Source organism: Pseudomonas sp. NFACC37-1 (assembly GCF_900101575.1).
Lineage (GTDB): Bacteria > Pseudomonadota > Gammaproteobacteria > Pseudomonadales > Pseudomonadaceae > Aquipseudomonas > Aquipseudomonas fluorescens_AA.
In genome coordinates this window covers 19,342-36,968 of sequence record NZ_FMUZ01000004.1, presented here as the reverse complement: position 1 = coordinate 36,968, position 17,627 = coordinate 19,342, and the positions used below count along the sequence as shown (strand labels likewise).

The following is a 17,627-nucleotide window of genomic DNA, read 5'->3' as shown; positions in this document are numbered from 1 at the left end:
CAGGAGCGGGGCGAGGGAGTAGGATGCAAGGCGTTGGAGAGAACCGATCATGCCCACATTGCAAAGCCTGCAAGTCTTCCAAGCCCTCAACAGCTCGCCCAATGCTCGCCTGGAGCACAGCGCCGAGCTCGGAGACGGCATGGCGGCCGCTTTGTGGAGCAACCAGCACGACGCCCAGGACTACGAGGCACCGACCCACCATACGTTGTCCTGCTACATCGCCGGTGGCACCGGTACGTTTCGCCGCGAACGACCCGAGACCACAGGGGCGCCGGGCAAACTCTGCGTACTGCCCGCCGGACATGAATCGGCCTGGGTCATCAACGGCGACATTCGCCTCGCCCACCTGTATTTCAGCGCGGAACAATTCGCCCTCGGGTGCATCACGCTGCTGGACCGCGAACCGCGGCAGGTGCAACTGCACGAGGAAACGTTCCTCGACGACCCGCAGCAGGCGCATCGCTTTCGCCAGTTGATCGCGCTGAACTGGGACGAACCCGGGGAACGCCTGTTGACCACCAGTTTGGCCCATGACCTGCTCAACCACCTGCTGCTCAGTCAGGTCGGCCAGCGCCAGGGGCTTCGCCTCAAGGGCGGCCTGGCGGCTCACCAGCGGCGGTTGCTGGTGGATTACGTCGACAGCCACCTGGCCGACCCCATCAGCCTCGGGCAATTGGCGACGTTATGCGCGTTATCCGAATACCACTTCGCGCGGATGTTCCGCGAAAGCTTCGGGCTGCCGCCCCATCAATATGTACTGGCCCGGCGCCTGGCTTGCGCGCAACACTTGCTGCGTACCACGTCACAACCGTTGGGCGAGGTGGCACTGGCCTGCGGATTTGCCAGCGCCAGCCACTTCACCAACCGTTTTCGCCAGACCTTGGGGGCGAGCCCCGGGGAATATCGACAGGCATTCTTGCGCTAGGCACCACCACGCTCCGGCCAAATGAAACAACCAGGCACTGATCCCGATTGCCGTAGCCACTGCCGCGCCTCTACAATGCGAACAATTCTTGTTCTCTAGCACAGCTCAGCGCTGTCGGGATGTTCCTCGTTGCCGCCTGCACACACCGTCGAAGTGCTCTACAACGCCCATCACAGTTGGCTCAACAGCTGGTTGCGAAGAAAACTCGGGTGCCCCGACAGTGCCGCCGACCTGGCGCAGGACACGTTCATGCGCGTGCTGACGACGCGCGATCCGCAGCCTGTCCTGGAACCCCGCGCATTCCTTACGACCATTGCCAAGCGCGTACTGTTCAACCATTACCGCCGCCAGGACCTTGAGCGCGCCTACCTCGACACCCTCGCCCAACTGCCGGAGCAGGTGGCGCCGTCGGAGGAAGAACGGGCAATCATCCTGCAAACCCTGACGGAACTGGACCAACTGCTCGATGGGTTGCCGCGAGCGGTCAAGCAGGCGTTTCTGCTGGCCCAGGTCGATGGCCTGACCTACAACGAAATCGCCCGTGAACTGGGGATTTCCCTGGCAACGGTCAAGCGCCATCTGAACAAGGCAGCGATGCGCTGCTACTTCGCCTTATGACCCCGTCGATCAACGGCGCACCTGACGTCAGCGCCCAAGTCGCCGAGCAGGCCGTGCACTGGCTCCTGGAAATGCAGCAAGGCCCACTCGACACCCGCCAACAGCAAGCCTGGGAGCAATGGCTCGATGCTCATAGCGAACATCGCCGTGCCTGGGAACATATCCAACGGGTCAATCAACGGCTGCGCAGCGTATCCCCTGCGTTAGCCCATGCGACCCTCAATGCACCGAAGTCCGCCATGCGGCGGCGGGCGCTCAAAACGTTACTGGTACTGGGGGCCGGCTCAACGTTGGCCTGGGGCCTGCGTGAACGCCAGTGGCTGCCACCCTTGATGGCCGACTTTCGCAGCCCGGTGGGCGAACGGCGTCGCCTGATGCTGGATGACGGCAGCCAGTTGCAGCTCAACAGCGGCAGCGCGGTCGACGTTCGCTTCGACGCTCACCGTCGCTTGATCCGCCTGCTGGAGGGTGAACTGTTGTTGACGGCGGCCCGGGACCCCAGGCCCCTGCACGTACTGACCGCCCATGGCCGGCTGGAAAGCCGCAACGCCCGGTTCAACGTACGCGAATATCCGGAACACACCCAGGTGGCGGTGTTTGAAGGCGAGGTGGACATTCACAGCCGACACGGCCCGTCTTCGTTGCTGGGTGCATCACGGCAACTGAGCCTTGGCATCAACGGCGCCGGGCCCGCCACGGCGCTGGATGCCAACAGCGGTGCCTGGACGCAAGGCATGCTGATAGCCGCGCACATGCGTCTGGCGGACTTTCTCGACGAACTCGGCCGGTACCGCCGCGGCCAATTGCACTGCGACAAGGCGGTTGCCAACCTTCTGATCTCCGGAACTTATCCGCTGGACAACAGCGAACGAATCCTCGATCTGCTGGAAGTCAGCCTACCGGTCCAAGTACGCCGCTTTACCCGCTATTGGGTCTCGGTCGAGGCCCGTGCTTGAACCATGACCGTCCTGCCGAAAAAAAACCTGCAACCGTGAGCTGTTTTCCCTGCCTCGGGTGACAGAGAAGGAAAGCCACTTCGATACAACCTTCTCGAGACCCTCATCCATGCCGCAACAACCTACCCGTCTCACCCCACTGGCCCGTACCATGCGTCAATGGCTCCTGGGGGCCAGCTTGAGTTTCGTCGCACTGCCTTGCGTACAGGCTGCCGATGCCAAGGCCTATCACATCGCGCCGTCGTCACTGGAAAATGCCCTCAATCAGTTCGGACGCGAGGCCGGGGTGCTGATTTCCTTCGGCTCGCAGACGACCGCTGGCCTGCAGAGTCGCGGCCTGGAAGGCAGCTACAGCCCAGAGCAAGGGCTGAGCGCGCTGCTCGAAGGCACAGGCCTGCAAGCCCGGCCCGAGGGAGATAACGCCTTCAGCCTGCAACCGGCCACCAACACCGCGATGGACATCGGCACCACCACCGTGGTCGGAGACTGGCTCGGCGACGCCGCGCAAGCCAATGTCTTCGAACACCCCGGCGCCCGTGACGTTATCCGTCGTGAAGCGTTCGAGCGCCAGGGTGCGACGCAGGCGCGGGATGTACTCAATCGCATTCCCGGCGTCAATGCACCGGAAAACAACGGCACTGGTAGCCATGACATGGCGCTGAACTTCGGTATTCGCGGGCTCAACCCACGCCTGGCCTCACGCTCCACGGTGCTGATGGACGGCCTCCCGGTGCCTTTCGCACCTTACGGCCAGCCGCAACTATCGTTCGCACCGGTCAGCATGGGCAACATGGACGCGGTGGATGTCGTACGCGGCGGCGGCGCAGTGCGCTACGGCCCGCAAAACGTCGGCGGCGTGGTCAACTTCGTGACGCGGGCGATTCCCGATGCACCCACGGTAAAGGGGGGCTTCCAGACCGAGACGAGCCCATCCTCCAGCCATGACGGTTTCAAAACGTACTCCAATCTGCTGGCGGGCGGCACCGCCGACAACGGCTTGGGCGGTGCCCTGCTGTATTCCGGCACCCGTGGCGGCGACTGGCGCGAACACAGCGACACACAAATCGATGACCTCATCCTCAAGGGCAACTACCAGCTGGACGAGGCCAACAGTTTCAATGCCATGGCCCAGTATTACGAAGGCGAGGCCGACATGCCCGGCGGCCTGAATGTCGCCGACTATGATGCCAACCCGTATCAGTCCACACGTCCGAACGACCGTTTCTGGGGCCGTCGCACCCTGGTCAATTTCGGCTACCGCTACCAGCAAGACCGCCGGGAATTCACCGCCAGTACGTTTTTCACCAAGACCTTGCGCAGCGGCTATCTGGACCAGGGCACCTTCCTGTCCCTGTCACCTCGCGAATATTGGGTACGCGGCCTGGAAACCCGTTTCGCCCAAGGTTTCGACCTCGGCCCGACCAGCCATGAGGTCGGCGTCGGCTATCGCTACATCAACGAGGCCGGCCACGAACTGCGATACCGCACGCCGATCGCCAGCAACGAATTGCCGACAACCTCCAGCCGCAACGACCGTGATACGCGCGGGGGCACTGAGGCCAATGCGTTTTTCATCGATGACCGGATCGACATCGGGAAATGGACCATCACGCCGGGTGTTCGCTACGAAATGATCGAATCCCAGCAAACCAACAACCTGACGAATGTGAAGTACAAGGGCGACTACAACACGGCCTTGCCGGCATTGAACGTGCTGTATCACCTGACCGATGAGTGGAATCTGTACGCCAACACCGAAGGCTCGTTCGGCAGCGTGCAGTACAGCCAGATGCCCAACCGTGTCAGCAGCGGTGAAGTGAAACCGGAAAAGGCCCGCACCTGGGAACTCGGCACCCGCTACGACGATGGCAACCTGCGGGCGGAGATCGGCGCGTTCCTGATCAACTTCGACAACCAGTATGAAAGCAACCAGACCAACGACTCGGTCATTGCCCGAGGCGAGACTCGCCACCAAGGCATCGAAACCAGCATCAACTACGCCCTTGATGGCCTGAGCCCTGCACTGGCCGGTTTCGACGTGTATGCCACGTATGCCTTCGTCGATGCCACCATTCGTGAAGACGGACCGAACAAAGGCAACCGCGTGCCATTCTCTTCGAAGCACAAAGGCACACTGGGCGTGGGTTATACGGACGGGCCGTGGAAGCTGAACCTGGACAGCACCTATCAGAGCGCGCAGTTTGCCGACAATGCCAACACCCGGGCTGAAAGCGCCGACGGCAGTACCGGCAATATCCCCGGCTACATGCTGTTCAGCAGCCGCGCTGCCTATGATTTCGGCCCGCAACTGTCGGACCTGAACGTGGCGGTGGGCGTGAAGAACATCTTCAATACCCAATATTTCACCCGCTCGTTCGACGACAACAACCGAGGCAAGTACGTGGGGGAACCGCGCACGTTGTATGTGCAGACGTCCGTGGCGTTTTGAGTCGGGGCTACGGTGAACCGCTGAAACAAGACGGGCCTGCGATTGCAGGCCCGTTCGGTGAGTGACTTTAAGCGAGCAGGCTCAGCCGTTGAGGGCGGCCCGTTCGTTCTCCAGGAATTCTTCTTCCAGCAGCGCATCGGCCAAGGCAACGGATTCGGTCGGTGTCGCAATGGCAGCGCGCTTGCCGCGCAGTTTGCCGAACAAGTGCTCCAAGGCGTTTTCAAGCTTGGTGGCCGCCCCCTCGATCGCCAGTTCCAGCGAATCGGCCTTGTGTGTCACGGAAATCGGCTGGTGGCCTTTAGGCCGCGCTTCAAGCTGGCAACGCAGGTCATGGGGACCGGGCTTGTCGCCGTTCTCGTCCCGCAGATGAACCTCGACCCGTGTCAGGTCTTCTTCATAACGTTCGAGCGTGCTTTCGATGGTAGTACGTACCCACTCCTCCAGTCGGATGCTGCTTTGAATATGGTTATCGCTGTTGACTTGGATTTGCATAGTTCATCCCTTATTTCAGCTAGCTCGCCGGGGGCCATCGACGTGAATGCAACGGCCCCTTGAATACAGAGTCGGGCTGGCGGAAGAACAATTCAACCCCTGGAAAAATATAAATATCCATTTGCAAATAAAGCCGGACAGCGGACAAAAGCACTGTTACTGTCGGGAGTTGCCCCGCCCTGCCCACCCGCCGCAAATCGTCTCCCTCCCTGCACCGTCAACGAACATCCACACGTTATTGCCCCGAAACGGGCAGCCGCATTCCAGAGCGTTCGGCGCTTGGACGCCGGGATCATTGTCCAACAGTTTTTCCGGCATGCCACTTGCTAACACCCTATAGGAGCCGCCGCAGGCTGCGATCTTTTGATCCTGAGACCTGCCCGGCCCCAGGAATCTGGAGATGAACACGATCATGGAATGGCCGATGGTCCGGTGTTGCGAACTAATCCCGATCACGGCCGGTCAACAACTGCACGTTCAATCAGGCGGTGACGCATCATGGACAACCCTTTTCAGATCATTACCGACGCTTTTGCGCCGCACTATCAAATCAACCTGAGCATTCAGGGCCTGGACGGCAGCATCATGCTGACCCTGTCCAAGAGCGGGCGCATCGTCGCCAAACGCATGATCAGCGCCCAGCAACGCAACGACCCGGAACGGCTCAAGCGCCTGGTGCAAAGCATTCAGTTCGGCATCGCCATCGAGCAGGGCCACAGCGCCGTGGCCATCCTCGAAGCCATGACCGGCGGCGAGAACATCAAGCTGCCACCGCCGCATGCACAGGGTGCGGTACCTTCTGCCGCCGGCCTTTAAATCTCACCTTTCTCCACTTCGGCATGTTCGCTGGAACCCGCGCCGACCTTGCGGTGCGGGTGCTCGATCTTCACCGAGGGGAACTGCGACGAAGCGTAGCGCACCACCAGGATCGAAAACGCCAGCAGCAGGATGCCACCGCACAGGTAAATGATCCCCAGGTCGGGCGGGCTGTGGTGGGAAACGTTGGAAATCAGCAAGCGCGTCAGTGCGGTGATCGCCACGTAGATCAGAAACCGTACCGGCATGTGGTTGGTCTTGAAGTAGATCCCGACCATCGCCCCCAATTCCAGGTAGATGAACAGCAGCAGGATGTCGTCGATCTTGATGTGCCCCGTCTCGAGCATCTGCAAGAACTCCATCACCGCCGCCCACGCGGTGACCGCACCGATGGCGAACAGCGCCAGGTAGTGGAAGGTCTCGACGAACAGGTTTCCCAGGGACTCGGCCAGTTGATGGACGTTCTGGCGCAGGTTCTCGGCCCAGTTTATTTTCACGATGTAGTTTCCTTAGGTCGGTTCGACCGGATGATGCGGGTTGGACGTGACGGTTGTTCTGCATGCAGAAAAAAGGCCAGCGACTGAGGGTGAGATGGCGATAGGCTGGTATCCGGCACTTTTGGGAGCTTCATGCGGCTTTGTCCCGAGCAAGCTTTGCTCCCAAAAGCTTCGCTCTCACATGCCGAAATCGGTCTACATTAAAAAGCCACTATCCAAAGCAACAGGATTCGCTTATTCTTTTGCCTGTATATAAACACAGTAGTCGCAAAGACAAACCAATGTGAAGGCATGTGAGGTGGTGAATGGCCGTCGAAGTGGTATACCGCAGCAGCCGAGATCTGGAGCGCTTGTTCATGGATAAAGCCGAAGCTGACCGTCATGACAAAATGCTGGAGCTCGCCGAATTGCTGGCCGAAGTGTTGCAAAAAGCCGTTCCATCGCTGAGCGAGCAACAGGTCGAAGAAGCCGGGATCTACATGGCGAAGAATCGGGATGTGTTCGCCAAGGCTTTCAAGAGCCAGCCGGACGCCTTGTCCGAACTGCTCAACCCGTCGGACGAGTAACCCAAAAAGATCGCAGCCTTCTGCAGCTCCCGCATGGAATAACCGTGCAGGAGCTGCAGAAGGCTGCGATCTTTTTAGTAATAACGACGCGAATCTGATCGCCGACCTGCTGGAACAACCGGACAACGCCGCACGCCTGGATAACACCCGACGCCGGGTGATGCATTTGTGTGAATGCTTTCCGGTGTATCTGCTGAGGTAATGGCAGGATAAGGGCAGGACGCCTTACGCAAGAAATAAAGGCGAGCAAACTGTGGGAGCGAGCTTGCTCGCGATAGCGGTGTGACGGTCGATAAAGACGTTGAATGCACGGCCGCAATCGCGAGCAAGCTCGCTCCCACAATTGGATTTTCAGCGGTACAGCAGACGCTCCGCCAACTCATCGGCCACCCGCGCCGGTGAGCGCTTCTCCGCCTGGGCGTGGGCGAAGACTTCCGTGAGCCTGGCACCGATCTTCGACAAATGTGCGGTGATCGTCGACAGTTCTTCGCCGCGATGCTTCAGCGCGACATAGATCAGCCCACCGGAGTTGATTACATAGTCCGGCGCATAAAGAATCCCGCGCCTCTCCAACTGGTCGGCCACCTGCAGGCTGCTCAACTGATTGTGGGCCGAGCCGGCAACGGCCGAGCAGCGCAGTTGCGCCACGCTGTGGCTGTTGAGCACCCCGCCCAGGCCGCAGGGGGCGAGGATGTCGCAGGGGGTGCTGAGCAGCGCGTCGTTGGCGATCGGATGGGCGCCCAGTTGCTCCATGGCCAGTTGCACCTTGCCAGGGTCAATGTCACTGACCAGCAGTTCGGCACCCGCCGCGTGCAGTTGTTCGGCCAGGGCATAACCGACATTGCCCAGGCCCTGGATCGCCACCCGCAGGCTTTCGAGGTTATCGCTGCCCAGGCGGGCCATGGCGGTGGCACGGATGCCGGCAAAGACGCCCATTGCCGCGTGGGGCGCGGGGTCTCCCGAGGCCGTGGTGCTGGTGACATGGCGGGTCTGCTGGGCGATGCAATCCATGTCGGCCACCGACGTGCCGCTGTCGATGGCCGTGATGTAGCGCCCGTCCAATTGCTCGATACAACGACCAAAGGCTTCGAACAGTGCCGCCCGACTCTCGACATGGGCCGGACGCATGATCACCGCGACCCCGCCGCCCACGGGCAAGCCGGCCAGCGCCGCCTTGTAGCTCATGCCTTGAGCCAGGCGCACGGCATCTGCCACGGCACTTTCGTCGTCGGGGTAGGCAAGATAACGACAGCCCCCCAGGGCAGGCCCGGGACGGCTGCAATGAATAGCAATCACCGCCTTCAACCCGGTCGTCGGGTCTACGCTTAGGTGCAGCGATTCAAGGCGGGAGCTTTGCATGAGAGCAAACATCGTAAGGCTCCCGAATCACTTTTGTTTGTTTCGCCAGTATAGGCGTGCAGTCGAAAATTGCTGGAGCACGCCGGAATAAGTCGCCAGGGCGGTCAGTCTTTTTTGGCATAACCTGTGACAACGGCTGTTCGAGACTGGACGAAAATCCATGGCAGGGCTAAAACGGGAGCATAGCCCGGAGAGTTCGATGAAACCGCGCCAAGCCTTTTTTGATTGTCTGCACCGCTCACCACCAGCGCTGTTCGAAGCGGCGTTGTGGATCGCTGCCGAACATGATCGCGACGTCGACGTCCCGGCCTTGCTGAAGGATTTCAAGGAGCTGCAACAGCGGGTCAGCCATGGCCTGCCGATGCTGCCTGTCAGCGAGCTGGGCCAGCCCTTGTTGCGACGGCTCAATGACCTGGGTTTCGCCCAAGACGACTTCACCCCCCTGCGACCGCGCGCGGCGTTGCTGGACCAAGTCCTGGCACGCAAGCGCGGGCAGCCCCTGGCCCTCGGGCTGATTGCCCTGGAACTGGCCCGCGGCCTGGAAATTCCGATGGTCGGTGTCAATTTCCCCGGGCACTTCCTGTTGAAGGTGCCCGGCGCCGATCACCTGCTCGATCCGTGCGGTGGGCGCCGGTTGTACCCCAATGATTGCCGGGAACTGCTACAGCGCCAATACGGCGCGAACATGCTGCTCAAGGCGGAACACCTGGTCAACGCCGAGCCGATGCAGATGCTGCAGCGCCTGTCGCGCAACCTGCGCCAACTGCATCTGGCGAACGACGATTACATCGCAGCCCTGATCGACGCCGAACGGGTGCTGGAACTGGGCAACGCCAGCGCCGCCGATTACCTGGCCCGCGCCAGCCTGTATCAGCGACTCGATTGCCCCAACGCCGAACGCTTCGACCTGGAGCATGCCCTGATGCTCAGCGACGATCCGATCCAGCGAATCCGGCTGACGGAGCGGCTGGGGCATTTGCCGCCGAATTCGGTGGTGCATTGAGCGGTGGCAGGCATACAGATTCAGGTTGCTTGTTGAATCGCTATCGCGAGCAAGCTCGCTCCCACCGTTGATCCGAATCAATGTGGGAGCGAGCTTGCTCGCGATAGCGATGCAACGGCCTACATCAATATCAAGCCGGGGTATCCGGCTGCCTCGCCGGATGCGCCTGTTGGAACGCTGGATGCCCAGCCGCCAATGCCGCCACGCGACGGATCCGTGGATACCCCTGCAAGGAAACATTGAACCGCTCGGCAGCGTACAACTGCGGGATCAAGAACACATCCGCCAACCCCGGCAGCGCGCCGAAGCAGTAGCCGTCGTCGCCAATCAACTGCTCCACCGCCGCCAGGCCCTGGCTGATCCAATGCCCGATCCACTGCGTCACCTGCGCTTCATCGTGGCCCCACTGCCGCAGCTGGTTGAGCACGCTGACGTTGTGCAGGGGATGAATGTCGCAACCGATCAATGCGGCGACCCCACGCTCGTGGGCGCGCACCGCCAGGTCGGCACTGAGCAGCGGCACCTGGGGATAACGCTCCTCCAGGTATTCGATGATGGCCGGCGATTGCACCAGCAACGCGCCCTCATCGGTACGCAGCGCCGGCACACGGCCCTGGGGGTTGATCGCCAGGTAGGCCGGCTGGCGATGCTCGCCCCCAGGCGCAGCGATCAGGTTGACGGGCAAGGCCTGGTAATCCAGGCCCTTGAGCGCCAACGCAATGCGCACCCGATAGGACGAGGTGGAGCGGTAGTAGGTATAGAGTTCCATGCGCTCCCCCCTCAACGCGCCGGCAGGATCTTGCCCCGGCACTCGCCAAAACCGATGGAGGCGAAACCCTCGCGGCGGCAACGGGCCCGCAAGATGATTTCGTCACCGTCCTCGAGGAATCGGCGCACTTCGCCAGACGCCAGTTCGATCGGTTTCTTGCCGCCTTCGGTGATTTCCAGCAGGCTGCCGAATTGATGGTTTTCAGGCCCCGACAAGGTACCCGAGCCAAACAGGTCACCGGCCTGCAACTGGCAGCCGTTGACGCTGTGGTGCGCGACCATTTGCGCCACGGTCCAGTACATGTACTGGGTGTTGCTCAGCGTCAGGCGCTGGGCCGGCAGGTTCTGCTCGACCATCGCCTCTGTCAGCAACAGGACTTCCAGCTCGATATCGAAGGCACCGCCGGCCTGATCACGCGTGTCCAGCAGATACGGCAGCGGCTGCGGATCGCCTTGCGGACGCGCCGGTTGCGGGCGGCGGAACGGTTCCAGGGCCTCGGCCGTCACCACCCACGGCGAAATGCTGGTCAGGAAACTCTTCGACAGAAACGGCCCCAGGGGTTGGTATTCCCAGGCCTGGATATCCCGGGCCGACCAGTCGTTGAGCAGGCAGAACCCGCCAATGTGCTCGGCGGCATCGCCAATGGGGATTGGTTCGCCCAGCGCATTGCCCTTGCCGATCCAGATGCCCAGCTCCAGCTCATAGTCCAGCCGCGCGCACGGGCCGAAGGTCGGCTCGGTCTGGCCGGCCGGCAGGGTCTGGCCCTTGGGACGGCGCACGTCGGTGCCGGACGGGCGAATGGTCGAAGCGCGACCGTGGTAACCGATGGGCACGTATTTGTAGTTGGGTAGCAATGGATTGTCGGGGCGAAACAGCTTGCCGACATTCTGCGCGTGTTCGATACCCACGTAGAAATCGGTGTAGTCGTTGATCCTGGCCGGCAGGTGCATCTGGCAGTCGGCGGCGAGGAGCAGCAGCTTCGCCTCCAGGGCTTCCACTTGGCCACGCAACGGACTGTCTTCGCGCAACAGCTCCAGCAGTCGTTCACGCAGGGCAACCCGGGCGCTGCGGCCCAGGTCGAAAAACCCATTCAACTGGCCGCCGGCCATGGCTTCGACGGCTTGTTGCGCCGCGCCATCAAACAAGCCCGCTTGCAGCGCCACCTGCAGATCGAAAATCCGCTCGCCAATCGCCACGCCGCTGCGCAAGGCACCGCCATCGACGCTGAAGACACCCAATGGCAGGTTCTGCAACGGGAAGTCGGCGTGGCCGTTGGCACTGGCGACCCAGCTACGGGCAGGGGAAAGTTGAGTCATGGGTTATCTCCGGGTCGGGTCGAACGTGACAGGCAGCGAGGCCCAACATGCATCGTAGTCGGTTTGCAGTTGCGGGCAGTCCAGGGCGAAACGGCTTGGGCGCAAGACCTGGCTGGTCTCGAACATGAAGGCCATGGTGTTGTCGATTTTCGCCGGCTGAAGATCAGCGTTGATCGCCTTGGTACAGGTCTCGCCGTCCGGGCCATGGGCGCTCATGCAGCTGTGCAAGGATGCACCACCCGGCAGGAAACCTTCGGCCTTGGCATCGTAGGCGCCCTGGATCAGGCCCATGAATTCGTTCATCAGGTTGCGGTGGAACCACGGCGGACGGAAGGTGTTTTCCGCCACCATCCAACGGGGCGGGAAAATCACGAAGTCGAGATTGGCCAAGCCGTGGACACTGGTGGGCGAGGTCAGCACCGTGAAGATCGACGGATCCGGGTGATCGAAGCTGACCGTGCCAATCGTGTTGAAGCGACGCAGGTCATATTTGTACGGCACGTTGTTGCCGTGCCAGGCCACCACGTCAAGAGGCGAATGATCCAGCTCGCAACCCCACAACTCACCGAGGAATTTCTGCACCAGGGTGGTCGGTTGCACGAGGTTCTCGTAATGGGCGACCGGCGTCAGGAAGTCCCGCGGGTTCGCCAGGCCGTTGCTGCCGATGGGCCCCAGGTCCGGCAGGCGCAGCGGCGCGCCATGGTTTTCGGCGAGGTAACCACGGGCCTGCGGGTCGAGCAGTTCAACGCGAAATTTCAGCCCCCGAGGCAGCACGGCGATTTCCAGCGGCGCCAGTTCCAGCACGCCCAGTTCGGTGGCGATCCGCAGCCGTCCCAGTTGCGGCACGATCAACCACTCACCGTCGGCATTGAAAAACACCCGCTCCATGGATCGGTTGGCCCGGTAGTGATAAAGGCTGACGCCGGCCGGTTTTTCCGCACCGGCATTGGCCGCCATGCACACCAGCCCGTCGATGAAATCGGTGGGCTCGGCGGGAATGTCCAGCGGGCTCCAGCGCAGGCGATTGGGCGTGACCTCACCCAGCGGACCGCCCGCCAATTGCCGTTCGAGCTTGGTGAAGGCCGGGTGATTGGCCGACGGCCGGATGCGATACATCCAGGTGCGCCGAGCTTCGCCGCGGGCCATGGTGAACGCTGTGCCAGAGAACAACTCGGCGTAGAGACCGTACGGGGCTTTCTGCGGGGAGTTCTGGCCGATGGGCAAGGCGCCGGGCAAGGCTTCGCTGGCAAATTCGTTGCCCAAGCCTGACTGGTAAGCCAGGTCCGACGTGGTGGAATCGAGGTTCATGGAGCCTCCTGGGACTGCGGTCTGTCACTCAATGAAGTGGTTGAGGCGCACCGGGTTATTTTTATCGTAATTCAATTACGCATAACGTAATTTGCTCGACAGCGACCGTCAAGCTATAAAGACGCCCATTCGCCTCTGGACCCTGTGCCTCCATGGAAACCCCGCTCAGCAACGGTAAACAGAAAGTCCGCTCGGCCGAAGTCGGCACCGACATTCTCAAGGCCCTGGCCGAACTCTCCCCCTCCACATCACTGTCGCGCCTGGCCGAGCACGTGCAGATGCCGGCGAGCAAGGTCCATCGCTACTTGCAGGCCTTGATCGCCAGCGGGTTCGCCGAGCAGAACGCCGCCACCAACCACTACGGCCTGGGCCGCGAGGCCCTGCGCGTGGGCCTGGCCGCGTTGAACGGCATGGACGTGCTGCAAGTGGCCGCCCTGCCCCTGGCCGAGTTGCGCGATGACTTGAACGAAACCTGCTTCCTGGCGGTGTGGGGCAACCATGGCGCGACCGTGGTGCGTATCGAACCTGCCGTACGGGCCGTGACCGTGGTGACGCAACTGGGATCGGTGTTGCCGCTGCTCAGTTCGTCCACGGGGCTGGTGTTCAGCGCTTATCTGCCAGCGCGCGAGACGATCGGCCTGCGCGAGCAGGAAGTGCAAGGCACCGAGCACCACGCCCTGGCCGATGATCGCGCCTATGCCAGCCTGTGCGAGCAGATTCGCAGCCGTGGCCTGCACCATGTGCATGGCTTGCTGATGCCGGGCGTGGACGCCTTGTCCGCCCCGGTCTTCAATGCGGTCGGCGAGGTGAAGGCCGTGATGACCATCGTCGGCCCGACCTCGCTGTTCCATGCCGACGAAAACGGCCCGGCGGCGCAACGACTGTTGGCGGCGACCCGGGCCGTGAGTTGGCGGATGGGATATGAGGCGGGTCCAGGATCAGCCCAGGAAATCCGGGACAATCCTGATCACTAGATCATTGAGATGCGGGGTGATCAGTTGCGGATGGAGGTGACGCTCCTCCCCGCTGAAGCCGACGGTATAAATACCTTGGTGGCTGCCCTTCGAATGGAAGGGAATCACATCGTTCTTGAAATGGCCCAGTAGATACTCAACCAGCCGCTCGGAAGACAACACCATGCGCCTGCCGGGGCCATGGTCAATAAAGCTGGTCACGTATACGCCCTCCGGATAGATGTTGGGCGCATGAACTTTCAAGGCACCGTGCACATCCTCGGCGGTCAATGGCCTGAGGGGACGCGGGGATAAATCGATTGCAGGTTTTTCCGTCAAACTTGCAACGACGTCTATGACGATTTTTTCAAAGGCGATCAAGTCCAGCGTCTTTAGCCGGTCTTCGGCAGCAAAGGAATAACGCCTGCTGAACACATTACTGATTCCTTGCGTGTAGGTTGGCAGGCTTTGCTTTTCAACCCAGGCCAGCGTTTCCTCGAATAACGTTCGAGAAGTTCCTGTTTCGAGCGTGGGGAAGTCCATCAACGTATTCACATAGGCAGTGAATGGGTTGACGCCCAATGGTTCCAGGTAATGATCCAATAGCACCTGCACGGCAAAATCCACGCGGGTGTTTTTCAGTGCTGGAAGCCTTTCGGAGTGAGAAGAAAACAACGGGGTATTCATAAGACATCCTTGTCATTTCATGGACTCGAACTTCCTGTTCGAGCCGTTATGGGGTGTGCGCCTGATGCGACAACATGGCATCTGGTCAACTTAAGCGGCAACTTAAAAGTTGAACTTAAGTCGGGCCGTTATACACAGGCCAGCGCCCGACTGTAAAAAAGCAAGTGTAAGCGAGCGTGAAGTTTCAACTCATTGCAGCTAACCCATCACCCCCATGCCCTTGGCTTTTGCCACCGCCTGGGTACGTCGCTGCACACCCAACTTGCTGTGGATGCGACGCGCATGGGTTTTTACCGTGTGCAACGAGATGAACAACTGTTCGGCGATCTGTTGGTTTGAATGCCCTTGGGCAATCAGCTCCAGAACCTCCAACTCGCGATGACTGAGCAACGTCTCCTCGGCGGTGACGGGCGACTCGACCTGTTCTGCCGATTGCCCCCAGCGTAACAACTCGGGCTGGCGCAAGCCCAGTTCGCACAACGCTTGCTGGGCCCGCCAGCACGTGACTCGCTCGAGCCCCTCTCGCAACAGTGACCGGGCCTGGGCACGATCGCCGGACAACCAGACGACCTCCGTCAGCACCAGGTGCAGTTCGGTTTCCAGGCTGTGCATTTCACCGTGCTGCGCCTGGGCGATCATGGCCTGCAGGCGCGCTTGTGGCGCCTGTGCCCGCTGCAAGTAGACCTCGGCCAGCACCAGCAGGTATTCAAGTCGCGCAATCAACTCCAGGGTCGCGGGAGGCGCGTGCTTGGCCTGGGGTCCGCGAAAATGCCGCAGGACGCGGGTCAAGGCTTCATGGGCCAGTTCCGCCCGCCCCTGTTGCAACCAGAACTGGCAGCTGGTTTGCAACAACACACCACGGTAGACGGTGTCGGGGATGTGCCGCTGCTGCATGACCCGCTCGGCATCGCGCAGGTGCATGAAGGCCTCGCCGTAGTCGCCCTGGTTGGCAGCCAGGCAGGCCTTGCCGAGGAAGCCATAGAGCACCTGTTTATCCTGGCTGTGCAGGCCCGTTTCCAAGCCCGTTTGAAAGTGCTCGGCGGCCCGTTCCTCAAAGCCCATGCGCAACGCCAGGCGCCCGCGCCGCAAGGCAATCCGTCCCAACAACGCGGAAAAGTCCTGGCCCGGTTTATCCAGCAGTGCCTGGACGGCGGCCAGCAAATGATCGGCCCGATGCGGCGCGCCGCGTTGCTCCAGGACCTGGGCGTGGTCCAGTTCCAGCAATCCTTCAAAGACCAGCGAACCCTGCGCACGCGCCAGGCATAACGCCTGGCGGTTGATCCATTGCGCCGAGGCCAGTTCGCCAGCCAGCAGCGCCTGCTGCGTCAGCCCCCCCAGGCACAGCACCCGTTGGGACCAGGCCTCGGGGTCCAGGCTGGCCTGGGCCTGGAGAAAATGTTCGCGCGCCGCTTCGCCATCGCCCGAGAGGTGCAGCAACCAGCCGCGCAAGACCAGCCACCTGGCCAGCACCTGTCGCTGCCGACAGGCCGAAGGCTGCGGCAGGAACCTGGCCAGTTGCTCGATGCACGTCGACGCCTCATCGAAGCGTCCGGCGAACAACAGCGCAGCGGTGACCAACCCCACCGATTGCGGCGTATCAAGGGTCAGCGCTTCGCCTTGTTGATCGTGCAAGCTCAGCAACAGCACCGCGTTACGGCGCTGCAAGACGTGCTCGAAATTCAGATGCTGCAAAAAGCTGACGGCGGTCTCGAACTCCTCGGCCAACATGGCTTGCTCGAACGCCATTTGCCAGTCCTGCTCGGCGGCAAACCACTGACAGGCCCGTCGATGCCAGGAGCGCCCCTGGGACCAAGGCTCTTCACGCACCAACCGGGCCAGGGCCGGGAAGATTTGCAACCAATCCGAGGTCTGCTCCCACGGCTCGATGAAACACCCCAACTCCAGCAACAACGGCAGGCATTGGGCGCCCACCGTGTCGCCGAACAAGTGCTCGCACAGCCGGGCATTGAACCGCGGCAGATGCGCCAGCACGCGCCAGGCCTGTGCCAGATCCGGGGTCAGCGTGCTGAACAGTTCGTACTCCAGGTAGTCGAGCAAGGTCCTCGGCCGCCCCGGTGTCGCATGACTGCGCGCCCATTCGCAGCGCTCAAGCAGGGTGATGCGCACCCCGGCACACCAGCCACCATTGCGCTGAATCACCTCGCGAGCCGTGCGGGCAGCCTGGGGAGCGGGCAGATGACGAAGCAGTGGCTGGACATCATCAGGGGTGAAGAACAATGCCTGCGGGTCAAACTCGTGCAGTTCGTCATCGAGCAACAGTCGCGGCCAGTTGCAGTGGGGGCGGCGGCGGCCATTCAACCACAGGTGCAACGCCGGGCTGCTGGTGTTCAATAAACGGTCGAGCAGTTGATCCAGCTCGGGGTTCGGCACCCGGCAATAGTCGTCCAGGAATAACCAGGTGGGTGTTTGCAAACGTGCCAGATGGGCCAACAAACCCGCTTCATCCAGCACCGGCAGCCCGAGGGTCTGCGCCAGGTGCTCGCACATTTGCGCCGCACTCAACGCCACGCCCCCCAAGGGCAACCAATGCAGCCGACAGTCACTGGGCGCCTGCAGGAAGCACTCGGCGAACAACGCACTCTTGCCGCTGCCCGCCGGCGCGCAGAGCAATTTTACCCGCGCCTCGGAAGCCAGCAGCGGCTCGCTCAAGGACCGCCGCGGCAGATGCGTCGAGGACAGGCGAGGCAGCAATCCTGGACGGTCCGGACACGGAGTCATGGCGGTCATGTGAGTGATCCTGTTTATTGTTATCTCACCACCCTAGCCCTGTGTCGCCGACCTTTGGAGAAGTATTCAGCGCGCTGATTGGCGCCCATAAAAAAACGACCGGCAGAAGGGGCTGCCGGTCGTTCATGATCATTTCAAGTCAGACACAGTTTGTGGCGAGGGGAT

At 61.6% G+C, this 17,627-nt stretch carries 16 protein-coding genes; 8 read left to right on the top strand and 8 right to left on the bottom strand.

Features of this window, described 5'->3' with window-relative positions:
- Positions 1-49: 49 nt before the first annotated feature.
- The 4 genes from BLP82_RS06410 (at position 50) to fecA (ending at position 4,948) form a co-directional block, all read left to right on the top strand.
- Entirely contained in the window at positions 50-925 is an 876-nt protein-coding gene (locus BLP82_RS06410; protein WP_092166149.1) for a helix-turn-helix domain-containing protein, read from the top strand.
- 129 nt (positions 926-1,054) lie between these two features.
- Positions 1,055-1,543 (top strand): sigma-70 family RNA polymerase sigma factor, encoded by a 489-nt coding sequence (locus BLP82_RS06405; protein WP_092166147.1) that lies wholly within the window; start codon positions 1,055-1,057, stop codon positions 1,541-1,543.
- Entirely contained in the window at positions 1,540-2,499 is a 960-nt protein-coding gene (locus tag BLP82_RS06400; RefSeq protein ID WP_092166139.1) for a FecR domain-containing protein, read from the top strand. The genes BLP82_RS06405 and BLP82_RS06400 overlap by 4 nt, the downstream gene beginning before the upstream one ends.
- Positions 2,500-2,608: 109 nt before the next feature.
- Positions 2,609-4,948: a TonB-dependent Fe(3+) dicitrate receptor FecA gene (gene fecA, locus BLP82_RS06395; RefSeq protein WP_092166137.1), complete on the top strand. Its 2,340-nt coding sequence runs from the start codon at positions 2,609-2,611 to the stop codon at positions 4,946-4,948.
- Between the two features lie 81 nt (positions 4,949-5,029).
- Here fecA and BLP82_RS06390 read toward each other — a convergent pair whose 3' ends face one another.
- Positions 5,030-5,440: an HPF/RaiA family ribosome-associated protein gene (locus BLP82_RS06390; RefSeq protein ID WP_072409467.1), complete on the bottom strand. Its 411-nt coding sequence runs from the start codon at positions 5,438-5,440 to the stop codon at positions 5,030-5,032.
- A gap of 498 nt (positions 5,441-5,938) precedes the next feature.
- Between BLP82_RS06390 and BLP82_RS06380 the strand changes: the two genes are divergently transcribed.
- A complete protein-coding gene (locus tag BLP82_RS06380; RefSeq protein ID WP_092166133.1) occupies positions 5,939-6,256 on the top strand; it encodes a DUF3509 domain-containing protein in 318 nt (105 codons plus the stop codon).
- Here BLP82_RS06380 and BLP82_RS06375 read toward each other — a convergent pair.
- The gene (locus tag BLP82_RS06375; RefSeq protein WP_092166131.1) at positions 6,253-6,753 is read right to left on the bottom strand and encodes a phosphate-starvation-inducible protein PsiE; all 501 of its coding nucleotides are present in this window, start codon (positions 6,751-6,753) and stop codon (positions 6,253-6,255) included. The genes BLP82_RS06380 and BLP82_RS06375 overlap by 4 nt on opposite strands.
- Positions 6,754-7,058: 305 nt before the next feature.
- On the opposite strand from BLP82_RS06375, the gene BLP82_RS06370 reads away from it, so the two are divergent.
- On the top strand, positions 7,059-7,319 hold the full coding sequence (locus BLP82_RS06370; protein WP_003205410.1) for a YebG family protein: 261 nt from the start codon (positions 7,059-7,061) through the stop codon (positions 7,317-7,319).
- Between the two features lie 351 nt (positions 7,320-7,670).
- On the opposite strand, the gene BLP82_RS06360 is transcribed toward BLP82_RS06370, so the two are convergent.
- Positions 7,671-8,690, bottom strand: coding sequence for a Glu/Leu/Phe/Val dehydrogenase family protein (locus BLP82_RS06360; protein ID WP_060740711.1), 1,020 nt, complete (start codon positions 8,688-8,690; stop codon positions 7,671-7,673).
- Between the two features lie 187 nt (positions 8,691-8,877).
- Here BLP82_RS06360 and BLP82_RS06355 point away from each other — a divergent pair, with 187 nt between their 5' ends.
- Positions 8,878-9,681: a SirB1 family protein gene (locus BLP82_RS06355; RefSeq protein WP_060740710.1), complete on the top strand. Its 804-nt coding sequence runs from the start codon at positions 8,878-8,880 to the stop codon at positions 9,679-9,681.
- Positions 9,682-9,811: 130 nt separating this feature from the next.
- Here the strand turns inward: BLP82_RS06355 and maiA are convergent, their stop codons facing one another.
- Genes maiA through hmgA form a run of 3 tightly spaced genes read right to left on the bottom strand, consistent with a single transcriptional unit; the run spans position 9,812 to position 13,074 of the window.
- Positions 9,812-10,450, bottom strand: coding sequence for a maleylacetoacetate isomerase (gene maiA / locus BLP82_RS06350; RefSeq protein ID WP_092166127.1), 639 nt, complete (start codon positions 10,448-10,450; stop codon positions 9,812-9,814).
- 11 nt (positions 10,451-10,461) lie between these two features.
- Positions 10,462-11,766, bottom strand: a complete 1,305-nt coding sequence (gene fahA, locus BLP82_RS06345) for a fumarylacetoacetase (RefSeq protein WP_092166125.1) — start codon at positions 11,764-11,766, stop codon at positions 10,462-10,464.
- A 3-nt stretch (positions 11,767-11,769) separates the two neighbouring features.
- Complete coding sequence (gene hmgA / locus BLP82_RS06340; protein ID WP_092166123.1) at positions 11,770-13,074, bottom strand: homogentisate 1,2-dioxygenase; 1,305 nt, start codon at positions 13,072-13,074, stop codon at positions 11,770-11,772.
- A 152-nt stretch (positions 13,075-13,226) separates the two neighbouring features.
- Here hmgA and BLP82_RS06335 point away from each other — a divergent pair, with 152 nt between their 5' ends.
- The gene (locus BLP82_RS06335) at positions 13,227-14,048 is read left to right on the top strand and encodes an IclR family transcriptional regulator (protein ID WP_092166121.1); all 822 of its coding nucleotides are present in this window, start codon (positions 13,227-13,229) and stop codon (positions 14,046-14,048) included.
- Here BLP82_RS06335 and BLP82_RS06330 read toward each other — a convergent pair.
- Together BLP82_RS06330 and BLP82_RS06325 are read right to left on the bottom strand one after the other, a co-directional pair.
- Positions 14,013-14,714, bottom strand: a complete 702-nt coding sequence (locus BLP82_RS06330) for a hypothetical protein (protein ID WP_092166119.1) — start codon at positions 14,712-14,714, stop codon at positions 14,013-14,015. The genes BLP82_RS06335 and BLP82_RS06330 overlap by 36 nt on opposite strands.
- Positions 14,715-14,912: 198 nt before the next feature.
- Positions 14,913-17,462, bottom strand: a complete 2,550-nt coding sequence (locus BLP82_RS06325) for a helix-turn-helix transcriptional regulator (protein ID WP_092166117.1) — start codon at positions 17,460-17,462, stop codon at positions 14,913-14,915.
- Positions 17,463-17,627 lie beyond the last annotated feature (165 nt).

Excerpts from the sequence above, each read along its gene's own strand:
- BLP82_RS06410 (WP_092166149.1), top strand. The coding sequence starts at position 50 with ATGCCCACATTGCAAAGCCTGCAAGTCTTCCAAGCCCTCAACAGCTCG.
- BLP82_RS06400 (WP_092166139.1), top strand. The coding sequence starts at position 1,540 with ATGACCCCGTCGATCAACGGCGCACCTGACGTCAGCGCCCAAGTCGCC.
- fecA (WP_092166137.1), top strand. The coding sequence starts at position 2,609 with ATGCCGCAACAACCTACCCGTCTCACCCCACTGGCCCGTACCATGCGT.
- BLP82_RS06390 (WP_072409467.1), bottom strand. The coding sequence starts at position 5,440 with ATGCAAATCCAAGTCAACAGCGATAACCATATTCAAAGCAGCATCCGA.
- BLP82_RS06380 (WP_092166133.1), top strand. The coding sequence starts at position 5,939 with ATGGACAACCCTTTTCAGATCATTACCGACGCTTTTGCGCCGCACTAT.
- BLP82_RS06370 (WP_003205410.1), top strand. The coding sequence starts at position 7,059 with ATGGCCGTCGAAGTGGTATACCGCAGCAGCCGAGATCTGGAGCGCTTG.
- BLP82_RS06360 (WP_060740711.1), bottom strand. The coding sequence starts at position 8,690 with ATGTTTGCTCTCATGCAAAGCTCCCGCCTTGAATCGCTGCACCTAAGC.
- BLP82_RS06355 (WP_060740710.1), top strand. The coding sequence starts at position 8,878 with ATGAAACCGCGCCAAGCCTTTTTTGATTGTCTGCACCGCTCACCACCA.
- maiA (WP_092166127.1), bottom strand. The coding sequence starts at position 10,450 with ATGGAACTCTATACCTACTACCGCTCCACCTCGTCCTATCGGGTGCGC.
- fahA (WP_092166125.1), bottom strand. The coding sequence starts at position 11,766 with ATGACTCAACTTTCCCCTGCCCGTAGCTGGGTCGCCAGTGCCAACGGC.
- hmgA (WP_092166123.1), bottom strand. The coding sequence starts at position 13,074 with ATGAACCTCGATTCCACCACGTCGGACCTGGCTTACCAGTCAGGCTTG.
- BLP82_RS06335 (WP_092166121.1), top strand. The coding sequence starts at position 13,227 with ATGGAAACCCCGCTCAGCAACGGTAAACAGAAAGTCCGCTCGGCCGAA.
- BLP82_RS06330 (WP_092166119.1), bottom strand. The coding sequence starts at position 14,714 with ATGAATACCCCGTTGTTTTCTTCTCACTCCGAAAGGCTTCCAGCACTG.
- BLP82_RS06325 (WP_092166117.1), bottom strand. The coding sequence starts at position 17,462 with ATGACCGCCATGACTCCGTGTCCGGACCGTCCAGGATTGCTGCCTCGC.